Origin of the sequence: Burkholderia aenigmatica, from assembly GCF_902499175.1 — a bacterium.
Taxonomy (GTDB): Bacteria; Pseudomonadota; Gammaproteobacteria; order Burkholderiales; family Burkholderiaceae; genus Burkholderia; species Burkholderia aenigmatica.
In genome coordinates this window covers 112,239-122,915 of record NZ_CABVQC010000018.1, presented here as the reverse complement: position 1 = coordinate 122,915, position 10,677 = coordinate 112,239, and the positions used below count along the sequence as shown (strand labels likewise).

Annotated in this window: 9 protein-coding genes and 1 pseudogene; 3 read left to right on the top strand and 7 right to left on the bottom strand. The window is 67.6% G+C overall.

All coding sequences use genetic code 11. The annotated features are described in order from the left end of the window. From BDO18943_RS15375 to BDO18943_RS15365, 3 genes and pseudogenes are all read right to left on the bottom strand, one after another. A pseudogene (locus BDO18943_RS15375) lies at positions 1-359 on the bottom strand (alkaline phosphatase family protein); the annotation flags it as partial. Between the two features lie 60 nt (positions 360-419). After that, complete coding sequence (locus tag BDO18943_RS15370; RefSeq protein WP_175023086.1) at positions 420-1,181, bottom strand: Tat pathway signal protein; 762 nt, start codon at positions 1,179-1,181, stop codon at positions 420-422. Between the two features lie 29 nt (positions 1,182-1,210). Beyond that, a complete protein-coding gene (locus BDO18943_RS15365) occupies positions 1,211-2,032 on the bottom strand; it encodes a hypothetical protein (protein WP_175023084.1) in 822 nt (273 codons plus the stop codon). A 394-nt stretch (positions 2,033-2,426) separates the two neighbouring features. On the opposite strand from BDO18943_RS15365, the gene BDO18943_RS15360 reads away from it, so the two are divergent. Together BDO18943_RS15360 and BDO18943_RS15355 are read left to right on the top strand one after the other, a co-directional pair. After that, positions 2,427-2,750, top strand: a complete 324-nt coding sequence (locus tag BDO18943_RS15360) for a cupin domain-containing protein (RefSeq protein ID WP_175023082.1) — start codon at positions 2,427-2,429, stop codon at positions 2,748-2,750. Positions 2,751-2,878: 128 nt separating this feature from the next. Continuing rightward, entirely contained in the window at positions 2,879-3,604 is a 726-nt protein-coding gene (locus tag BDO18943_RS15355) for a glutathione S-transferase (protein WP_175023080.1), read from the top strand. Between the two features lie 49 nt (positions 3,605-3,653). Here the strand turns inward: BDO18943_RS15355 and BDO18943_RS15350 are convergent, their stop codons facing one another. Both BDO18943_RS15350 and BDO18943_RS15345 read right to left on the bottom strand, forming a co-directional pair. After that, on the bottom strand, positions 3,654-4,052 hold the full coding sequence (locus BDO18943_RS15350) for a DUF4440 domain-containing protein (RefSeq protein ID WP_175023078.1): 399 nt from the start codon (positions 4,050-4,052) through the stop codon (positions 3,654-3,656). A 15-nt stretch (positions 4,053-4,067) separates the two neighbouring features. Continuing rightward, positions 4,068-5,453: an MFS transporter gene (locus BDO18943_RS15345; protein WP_175023076.1), complete on the bottom strand. Its 1,386-nt coding sequence runs from the start codon at positions 5,451-5,453 to the stop codon at positions 4,068-4,070. A 214-nt stretch (positions 5,454-5,667) separates the two neighbouring features. Between BDO18943_RS15345 and BDO18943_RS15340 the strand changes: the two genes are divergently transcribed. After that, a complete protein-coding gene (locus BDO18943_RS15340) occupies positions 5,668-6,582 on the top strand; it encodes a LysR family transcriptional regulator (RefSeq protein WP_175023074.1) in 915 nt (304 codons plus the stop codon). Between the two features lie 22 nt (positions 6,583-6,604). Here the strand turns inward: BDO18943_RS15340 and BDO18943_RS15335 are convergent, their stop codons facing one another. Beyond that, positions 6,605-9,670, bottom strand: coding sequence for an efflux RND transporter permease subunit (locus BDO18943_RS15335; RefSeq protein ID WP_175023072.1), 3,066 nt, complete (start codon positions 9,668-9,670; stop codon positions 6,605-6,607). After that, a complete protein-coding gene (locus BDO18943_RS15330; protein WP_051889656.1) occupies positions 9,667-10,656 on the bottom strand; it encodes an efflux RND transporter periplasmic adaptor subunit in 990 nt (329 codons plus the stop codon). Before BDO18943_RS15330 ends, BDO18943_RS15335 begins: the two co-directional genes overlap by 4 nt. Between the last annotated feature and the right edge of the window lie 21 nt (positions 10,657-10,677).

Below are 10,677 nucleotides of genomic sequence, written 5' to 3'. Positions count from 1 at the left end.
GGCGTCATCCCGGTCAGCTTGTAGTCCTGGAACACCGGGCAGTCGTTGTCGGTTTCATTGGTCGGCGACTGGCCGCTCAGCATCGCGATGTAGTTGTCGAGGCTCACGTGCCCGGTGCCGTAGTACTGCTGCACCAGCGCACCCTGCGCGGCCAGCGTCGTCGCGAGGTACGGCGCCTTCGTGTTCGCGCCGAACGTGGTCGCGTAGTTCTCGTTTTCGAGCGTGATCACGAACACGTGGCGAATCTGCTGCTGGCCGCTCGCCTGCATCGACGACGATCCGCACGCGGTGACAATCAGCGCGACGAGCGATCCGAGCGCGGCCACCAGCGTGGCACGCATCCAAAAACGAAAGGACATGACGATTCCGGAACTGAAGAAGTTGATGAACGGGAAAGGTTCAGCGAACGTCCGGCGGCTTCAGCCGTTCGGGTATTCGCGGTTGATCAGGTCGAGCCGCAGCATGCCGAGCTGCACGCCGACGTTGCTCAGCAGGTACAGATCACGGCGCCGCAATGCAGGCATCTGCGCGGACGCATCGTAGAGCGACGGCAGCGTCAGCCCCGCCGGCACTGCGGCCTGCATCCCCACGGCATTCGACACGCGCACGGCAATCGACGCCTGATCCGAATGGGTGACGACACCGACGTTGCCGAGTGCCGAGGCCGAGCCGGCCTGCTTGACGATCGCGGCAGCAACACCGTCGGGCGTCGGTATCGGGCTGCCGGCGGCCAGGGCCGGGGTCGCGATCGACGTCACGCCGGCCGTCAGCCCGTATTTCGACGCGAGCACGCTCGCGACCTCCTGCTGCGCGACGATCCGCACGGCAACCTTCTGGCGCAGCAGGAACACGGCGTCTGCAATCGCCTCGTTCACGGGGCCCGGCACTGGCGCGGCACCGGACGACGCCGCGGCGCGACCGCCGAAGCTGAATGCGGCAATCGTGTTGATGGCCGTGTTCTGGACGGTCGGCGGCGTCCACGAGAAAAACGTATCGAACAGGTAGCCGGTCTCGTCGGTGGCGGCTGCGCGGTCGTTCAACTCGTTCGTCAGCTTGCCGAGCATCTGGCGTTGCAGTTCGGCGTCTGAAACAGGCGCGTCGCTCGCAAAGGCGGGCGTGCTGGCGGCGCCGGCCGCGGCGAGTGCGGAGGCGGAGGCGAGGAAATGGCGTCGGGTCTGCATGGTCATTGGAATCGGGAGAAAAAAGTGCGTCAGCCCTTCGGGAACGCCTGCATCGTCGCGCCGATCGCGCGGCCGAGCATCTGCGCATACATGTCGTGTACGAGGTACAGGCTGCGGTTGCGCGTCCACGGCTGGCCAGACTGCGGGTCGTAAAGCGTCGGCAACGACACCTCCGCAACCGCGGCCGCCTTCATGCCCGCCTGCTGCGACGTCTGGATGCAGCGCTTCGCGTGATCCCGATGACCGACCACCGCGACGCTGCCCATCGCGGCTGCGCCACCTGCGCGCGACACGGCCTCGGCGGCCACGCCGGCCGTGCTGAGGTACACGATCGAGCCGTCACTCGCGATCACCGGCTCGATAGACGACAGCACGTCGGTGCTCATCCCGTACTTCGATACGAGAAAGCGCGCGATCTCCCACTGCGCGTACACCTTCACCGGCTTCAGCTGGCGGATGCGATACACGGCATCCGCGAGCGCTTCGTTGACGGGCCCCGGGTCGGGCAGCGCGGACTGGTTGCCGCCGGTGCTCGACGTGTTGCCGCTCGCCGCGTTCGGGCGATTGCCGAAGCTGTACGCGACGATCGCGCCGACCTGGGCCGCCGGGAACGTCGGCAAGTCCCAAGTAAATCCGACGTCGGTCAGTGCCGGCACGATCGCGTTGACCGTCGCCGCGTCGCCGAGCTGCGTATTCAGCTTCGCGGACATCTGTGCGGCCAGCGCCGCGTCGGTAACGGGCGCCGACGTAACGTCGTCGCCGCCGCACGCGCTCAGCAGCGGCACCGCCGCGACGGCCGGCGCGGCGGCCAGGAATTTTCTGCGTGAAGAAGCCAGCGGATTCATTTTCATAAGAAATACGAAATGATGCGAATAGCGTCGACGAGATGCCTCGGCGTCGCATTCACGGTCACGGGAAATGGCAATCGGACGTGTCGCGCAGGTGAGCGACGGACGGCAGTGCTGCAGCGCGAATCGATTCGCTGCGCTTTTGTAGATTGACGAGGCCGGATCGTAGTCGGCGTTTATTAAATTGCGGTGAAGCTCACGATCGAATCCGCGCAATCGCGTCGTCGTTTCGCGGATGGACGCCCGCGTTTCACATATGGCGAGCTCACGCTTGATTCGTTCCACCGGTGGCGATCTTGCGTCCCACGCGCGCCGTACGACGCCCCCGGCATTTCGCGCTACGATGGCACGACGCACATGGCCCGATCCCCACGATCCAGACCCGGAGCACATCAGAATGAAGCTCGGCCTGAACGAATCACTCGCCCGCCTCGACGAAGCAGGCACGCTGTTCACGACACTGTTCCACCACGGCACGCTCGAGGTCGAGCTGTACCGGCCGCGCATCGAGGACAAGCAGAAGCCGCATACGCGCGACGAGGTTTACGCGATCGCCACCGGCACGTCCCGCTTCGTCATCGACGATCGCACATGCGAGGTCGCGGCCGGTGACGTGCTGTTCGTCCCCGCACACGCCGAGCACCGCTTCGTCGGCTTCTCCGACGACTTCTCGACCTGGGTGTTCTTCTACGGCCCCGAGGGCGGCGAGCGCGACGCGTAGCGCGCGATGCGCGCGGCACTTTTCCGGCGATCGCCTAGACTGTCTATTCGCAGCGGGCGGCGCGCGACACGCGGCCGCCCGGTCGTCACGATGCCTGCGGCAGCCGGTTCAACGAACGGGAAAACAGCATGCGATACGAACTGTATTACTGGCCCGAGATCCAGGGCCGAGGCGAATATGTGCGGCTCGCGCTCGAAGCGGCCGAAGCCGACTATGTCGACGTCGCGCGCGAATCGGGGCGCGGCATGGGCGTGCCGGCGATGATGCGCATGATGGACAGCACGAAGGCGGAATGCGTGCCGTTCGCGCCGCCGTTCCTGAAAGCTGGCGACGTTGTCATCGGGCAGACCGCGAACATCCTGCTGTTTCTCGGCGCGCGGCTCGGGCTCGCGCCCGACGACGAAGCCGGCCGGCTGTGGGTGCACCAGCTTCAGTTGACCGTCGCCGATTTCGTCACCGAGATCCACGACACGCATCACCCGATTGCGAGCGGCCTCTACTACGAGGATCAGCAGGCGGAAGCCGCCGAGCGCGCAGCCGATTTCCTGGAAAGCCGGCTGCCGAAATTCCTCGGTTACTTCGAGCGCGTACTCGACCAGAATCCGCACCAGAGCGGCTACCTCGCCGGCAACGCACTCAGCTATGCGGACCTGTCGATGTTCCAGTTGATCGAGGGCCTGCGCTACGCGTTTCCGAAAGCGATGAAGCGCGCGGAGCGCAAGATCGCGGCGCTGGTCGCGCTGCACGACCGCGTCGCACTGCATCCGCCCGTCGCCCACTATCTCGAGTCGGAACGCCGTATCCCGTTCAACGACACGGGCATCTTCCGGCACTATCCGGAGCTGGACAAGTAACGCCGGCCCGGCGTCCGCACCGCTTCGTGCACGACGGCGGACGCCCTCCTCACGCGACGACCGGCGTCTCGTGCAGATGGCGCCACACGATCAGGCCGTCCGCCTCGCGCCGGAATACGGCCGTCGAACGCCGCACCGTGCGCCGCCCCTCCGCATCGGTCTGCGTTTCGCGATAGCCGATCGTCGCGCCGTCAGACCATACGGCCAGCCCGCGCAACTCGTCGATCTCGATCGCCAGCCCGGGACGCGCGCCGTGCCCGTTTGAAAACAGCGCATCGACGCCCGCGTAATCGAGCACCGCACCCGACGTCGCGATCATCGAAAATCCCGGCGAAAAACGCGCCATCAGCGCCGCGAGCCGCTCGGGTACAGCACGGCCGGACAACCAGCACTCGATGTCGACAACGGTATCGACGACTTCCTTGAAATATGGATTCGGCAAAGACATAAGGCTCTCAGGTTCTCAGGAGTGGGATGAAACGGGTTGTGCGGCCGGCGCAGCGTGCGCAGGAAGCCGCGCGATCAGACCGAGCGGCAGCAAGGTCAGCGCGACCGCCAGCCCGAAGCACCAGCGGTACGGCGCGAGCGACGGGCCGCCCGCGTCGAACGCCAGCAACACATTGAGTGCGCTGCCGAGCACGGCCACGCCGATGCAAAAGCTCAACTGGCGGTTGATGTTCCACAGCGCGCTCGCGTCGCCCATCCGGTCGGCCGGCACATCGACGAACGCCGCGCTTTGCGACGTGCTCGTGCACAGGCTCGCGCCGAACCCCATCGCCACGAATGCGGCGATGCGCACGGCTTCGACGCCGGCCCACGGCGTCGCGAGCAGTGCGATGCCGACACAGTCGATCGCGATGCCGCACGCGAACAACGGCTTCGCGCCGTGGCGCGGAAAGCAGCGGCGCGTCGTCGCGATCGCGAAGCACGCCGCGATCGCCCACGGCAGCATCAGCGCGCCGGCATGCGCGGCGCTCAATCCGAGCGCGTTCTGCAGATAAAGCGACGCAACGAGGTTGACGCCCGTAAAGATACCCGGCACGCACAGATAGACCACCACGCCGATCCGCAGCAGCGGCTGCGCGAGCAGGCGCAGGTCGACCACCGGCGACACGGCCCGACGCGCATGCGCCGCATAGCCGGCGCCTGCCGCGAGCGCGACGGCCAGCATCGCGAGCGGGAACGCCGCGCCGCCGGGCTGCCCCGCAGCAGTCAGCCCGAGCAGCAACGCGACGAGCGTTGCCGCACTCAGGCCGAGCCCCGGCCAGTCGAGCCGCGGCGGCCGGTCGCGCGCGCCGTCGCGCGGCAGCCACACGAACGCGAGCGCGCCGGTCGCGGCCGCGATCGGCAACATCGCGAAGAAGATCGCGCGCCACGACCCGCGATCGACAATGGCACCGCCGATCGCAGGCGACAACGCGGGCACGAGCAGCGCGACCATCATCACGACCGACGTGAGCCGCGCCCGCGCCTGCGGCGGATACGCGCGATAGGCCATCGTCTGCCCGACCGGAATCAGCAGCCCGCCGCCAAGCCCCTGAACCAGCCGCCACGCGAGCAGCACCCCAATCGACGGCGATGCGCCGACGCCGGCGCTGCCGAACCCGAACAGCAGCAGCGATGCAGCGAACACGCGCCGCTCGCCGCAGCGGCGCGCGAGCCACGTGCCGAACGGGATCACGACGGTCAGGCCGAGCACGTACGCGTTGCCGACCCACGCAAGCTGCGCGACCGACGCGCGCAGTTCGCGCTGCAGCGCCGGATACGCGGCGTTCAGCATGAACATGTTCGCGAGATCGATCGCGAAGCCGAGCAGGTAGACGGCGGCGATTCTGGAACGGTCGGTCATGGCGGCGGCAACATCACGAAACGCCGCAGTGTAGAGGCCGGCCGGCCCATCGGTAAGCGGCCGGATTCGACCGGTTCCGTCGAATTTTTTTGACAATCGGATCACGCCCCGGCAACCCAGCGCAGCCGCGGCCACGCACCGCGCGCCGCACGCGGCCGCACATTCGGGTACCCTTCGAGCGATCCAACGCATAGACAGGACCCACACCCCAACCATGGTGAGCCTCGATCGTTTCGCCGTCTTCCGTGCCGTGGTCGAGGCCGGGTCGTTCACGGCCGCCGCCACCGCGCTGAACCAGGCGCGGGCGGCCGTCAGTTTCAACATCAAGCAGCTCGAAGCGGAGCTCGGCGTCACGCTGCTCACGCGGACGACCCGGCGTGTCGAGCTGACCGACGCCGGCGAGCGCTTCTACCAGCGCTGCCTGCGCGTGCTCGAAGAAGCCGAAGGCGCGATCGACGAGGTGCGCGGCGAGCATGGCGGCATGCAAGGCATCCTGCGCGTGACGTCGACGGTCGAGTACGCGGCGCGCGTCCTCGCCCCGATGCTGCATGCGTTCACCGCGCAGCATCCCGCGTTGCGCGTGCGGCTCGAAACGCATACGTCCCAGGCCGATCTCGTGCGCGACCGCTTCGACGTCGCGATCCGGCTCGGACGCGACGAGCACTTTCGCGACCTGCCCTATCGCGGTGTCTGCCTCGCCACCTACGATGTGCTCGCCGTGATGGCACCCGGTCTGCCCGCGAAAGCCGGGCTGCCGCACCCGACGTCGCCTGACGACCTGGCCCGCTTGCCGCAGCTCGGCCACAGCCGGCTCGAGCGGATCGCCGAATGGATGCTCACCGACCGCGCGGGCAACGGACATGCGTTTCGACCGGCCCAGAAGCCTCGCATCGTCGTCGACAACGCCTCGGTATTGAGCGAACTGGCGCGCCAGGGCAGCGGCGTCGCGCTGCTGCCCGAATGGCTCGTACGCGACGATCTCGAAAGCGGCACGCTGGTCGACGCGCTGCCCGCGTACCGGTTTCCGCAGCAGAACGTCTACGCGCTATACGTCGCGACGCGGCACGTCCCGCAGAAAGTGCGCGCGTGGGTGGATTTCATGAAGGCGCGACTTGCGCGAGCGGACTGACGCAACGTGCGTGCGCGCGGCCCTACCCTTGCGCCCTACCCGGGCGCCGCCCCGACAGCAACACGCGCAGCAGCGCCGGCAGCACGAGCAGCACGAGCGGCAACTGCACGATCAACCCCGAAATGATCGCGACTGCAAGCGGCTGCTGCATCGCCGAACCCTGCCCGAGTGCAAACGCAAGCGGCAGCAAGGCCAGGATCGCTGCGATCGTCGTCATCGCAATCGGCCGCAACCGGTTGCGGCCGGCCGCCAGCAGCGCCACATCCGGCGCCATGCCTTCGTCGCGCACGAGCCCCTGGAATTCCGACACGTAGAAGATCGCCACCTCCGTCACGATGCCGACGATCATCGTCATCCCCATCATGGCGGAGATGTTCAGCTCGATGCCGGTCACCCACAGCCCGACGAACACGGCACCGGTCGCACACAACGGCATCGCCATCACGGCGAGCGCCACGCGGAATCGCTCGTAGAGGAACAGCAGCAGCGCGAACACGAGCGCAACGGCCGCGCCGAACACCGCGATGAGCCCGCGGAAGGCGATCTGCTGTTGCTGATACAGACCGCCCAGTTCGTAATAGACGCCCGGCGGCAACAGGTGCGCGTCGCCGAGCGCGCGCTGCACGTCCGCGATCGTCGAACCGAGATCGCGACCGTCGATCCGCGCGGTGACGGACACCATCCGCTTCAGGTTGTCGCGGCTGATCTCCGGCTGACCGCTGAAGGTGATACGGTCGGTCACGCGGTCGAGCGGAAACAGGTGCCCGTCCGGCGCGCGGATCTGCAACGCGCCCAGCCCCGTGCCGTTCATCCGCATCGCGTCCGCCACCCGCACGCGCACGCCGACCGTCTTCGGACCTTGCTGATACTGCGTCGCGACGCTTCCCTCCAGCAAGTCCGACACCTGCTGCGCGATCGACTGCGGATCCATCCCTTCGGCGGCCGCCGCGTCGGGCCGGATATGCAGGTCGAGCGCATCGCCCGCCGGGTTGATGCCGTCGTCGACGTCGACGATGCCCTGAATCTTCCCGATGCGCGCCGCCACACGTCGCGCGGTTGCTTCGAGCACATTCGGATCGTCCGAATAAATCTTGATCTGCACGGGTTGCGGCACTGCGGTCAGGTCGCCGATCAAATCCTCCATCAATTGCGCGAGTTCGATATTCACGCCGGGCACGTTCGTCTCGACCTTCGAACGGATCTCTTCCATCACGGTATCGATCGGCTCGCGCGACCCCGATTTCAGGCGAACGAAGAAGTCTCCCTTGTTCGGTTCGTTGAGATCGCCGCCGAGGCCCGCGCCCGTCCGGCGCGAATACGTCGCGACGTTCGGGTTCTCGCGAATGATCGTTTCCACCTCGCGCATCAGGCGATCGGTCTCGGTGATCGAGGTACCGGGCGCCGTATGGTAGTCGAGCACGAAGCCGCCCTCGTCCATCGACGGCATGAACCCGCTGCCGACGCGCGTGAACGCGAACGCGGCCACGACCAGCAGCGGCACCACGCCCGCGAATGCCAGCCAGGGCTGGCGGCTGACGCGCTCGACGAGCGTCGCATAACGTGTGTTCAGCCAGTGGGCGAAACGCGACTCGCGATGCTCCGCCGCATCGGCCGGCGTCAGCCAGTGATCGCACAGGATCGGGATCGCGAGCCAGCTCACGATGAACGAAATGAACAGCGCGCTCGCCATCGTGATCGACAGCGCCTTGAAGAACGCACCGGTCACGCCCGACAGGAACGCGAGCGGCACGAAAATGATCAGCGTCGCGGCCGACGATCCGGCGAGCGGCCGCGTGAATTCGAGCGCCGCGCTCATCACGCGGCCGTGAAATGCATGAGCGCCCGCCTCGCGCATGCGTCGCGCGATGTGCTCGATCATCACGATCGCGTCGTCGATCACGAGCCCGACGGCCGCCGCCATCCCGCCGAGCGTCATGATGTTGAAGCCCATCCCGAACACGTCGAGCAGCAGGATCGTCGTGCTCATCACGATCGGCACCAGGGCGACCGCGATCGCGGTGACCTTCCAGTTGCGCAGGAATACGAACAGCGTGAACGCGGCCAGCACGACGCCGATCAGGATCGCGTCGCGCACGCTCGATGCGGATGCGATCACGAGCTGGCTCTGGTCGTACCAGTTCGCGAGACGGACACCCGACGGCATCTGCTTGCGGAAATCGGCGAGCTTCGCGCGGATCGCCGCGGCCATCGCCACACTGTTCGCGCCCGGCTGCTGGAACACGTTGACGAGCACCGCATCCTGTCCGTCCGCTGTCACGCGGATCCATTGCGGGACCGTGCCGCGCGACACCGTCGCGACGTCGCCCACGCGCACCTGGTTGCCGCCCGACGATGCGACGACCGCGTTGCGCAGCGTATCGAGCGACGTGATCGTCGTATCGGCAACGACGAGATATAGCTTGTAGTGATCCTCGATGCGCCCGGTTGCCATCAACACGTTGCCGGCGCCGATCGCCTTCGACACGTCCTCCACCGACAGCTTGTACGCGGCAAGCCGCGCGGGATCGATCGCGACCTGCAGTTCGTCCTGCGCGCCGCCCGTCACCTCGACACGTGCCACGCCGTCGACCGACGACAGCAGCGGCCGCAACTGGAACTGCGCGAGATCGCGCAGTTCGGACAGCGACTGCCGCGACGACGTGAGGCTGTAGGCGAGCACCGGGAACACGGTCGGATCCATCCGCTTCACCTGCATCGTCGTGCCGGCCGGCAGCGACGGCAGGATCTCGGCGATCGCCGACTGCGCCTGCAGCGTCGCCTGCGCCATGTCGGTGCCCCAGTCGAAGTTCAGCGAGATCTCGGCCGAACCGCGGCTCGTTTTCGATTCGACGTCGCGCACGTTCGGCACGCGCCGCAGCGCCTCTTCAACCGGCATGGTCACGAGTGTGGCCATCTGCTCGGCCGGCCGGTCGCCGGCGTCGAGTGACACGACGGCGCGCGGGAACGACACGTTCGGAAACAGCGAGATCGGCAGCCGGAACGCCGTCAGCGCACCGGCAATCGCGAGCAGCGCGACGACGAACAGCAGCGAGCGCCGGTGCCGCTGCATCCATTGCCCGAAGTTCATCGATGCACGCCTCCGGCAAGACGCACGGCCATCCCGTCCTGCAGTTCGTAGTTGCCGGTCACGACGAGCGGCTCGGCCGCATTCAGCGGGCCGTCCACGCCGTAACGGTCGCCGCTTTCGACGCGCACCGCGACATCGACGCGACGTGCCGCCTGCTTAGGCGTCACCTGGAACACGTACGCGCCCTTTGCATCGCGCAGTACCGCCGAGCGCGGCACCACCCACCACGTGCCGGTCTGCGTCGCGATATCGGCGCTCACGCGCGTCCCGGGAATGAACGCGGTGCCGCCGAGCGGCACGTTCGCGCCGACGTTCACGAGCTGGCTCTGCGGATCGATCGACGCGCCCGCGACGACGACCTGCCCCGCCGGATTCGCGTGTTCCAGCGCGGTCGACAACCCGTGCAGCACGACGGCGTCACCCGCATGAATCGACGCGGCCGACGACGGATCGACGCCGAGCGTGACATTCGCCTGGTGGCTCGACGCGCCGGTGGTCGCCGCAAGCTGCGCGATCGTCGCGCCGGCCTGCAACTGGTCGCCGGGCAGCGCCGACAGCTGCGACACGACGCCCGCGGACGGCGCCGCGATCGTCACGTCGCCGCCATGCACGCCCATCTGCCGCTGCGCGGCCAGCCCCTGCTGCGCATCGTCGAGCGCTTTCTGCGCGGCGGCCAGCTGCGACTGCGTCGCGAGACCGTCGTCGTACAGCGAGCGCGTACGCGCGAGTTCGCCGCGCGCCAACGTCAATGCACTCGCCGCCTGCGATGCGGCCAGCACCGCGGCGGGATCGGCCTGCACGACGACGAGTGGCGTGCCGCGCGCGACCGTCTGGCCGGGCAGCACGAGGACCTTGCGCAGACGCGCGGTGTACGGCAGGTTCACCGACATCACGCTCGCCGACGACGCGGCGACAATGCCGTACGCACGCACTTGCTGCGAGATCGGCGCACGCTGCACGCGCACGGCTTCAACCGAGGCGGTCACGGGCTCATCGGCACTCGCAGG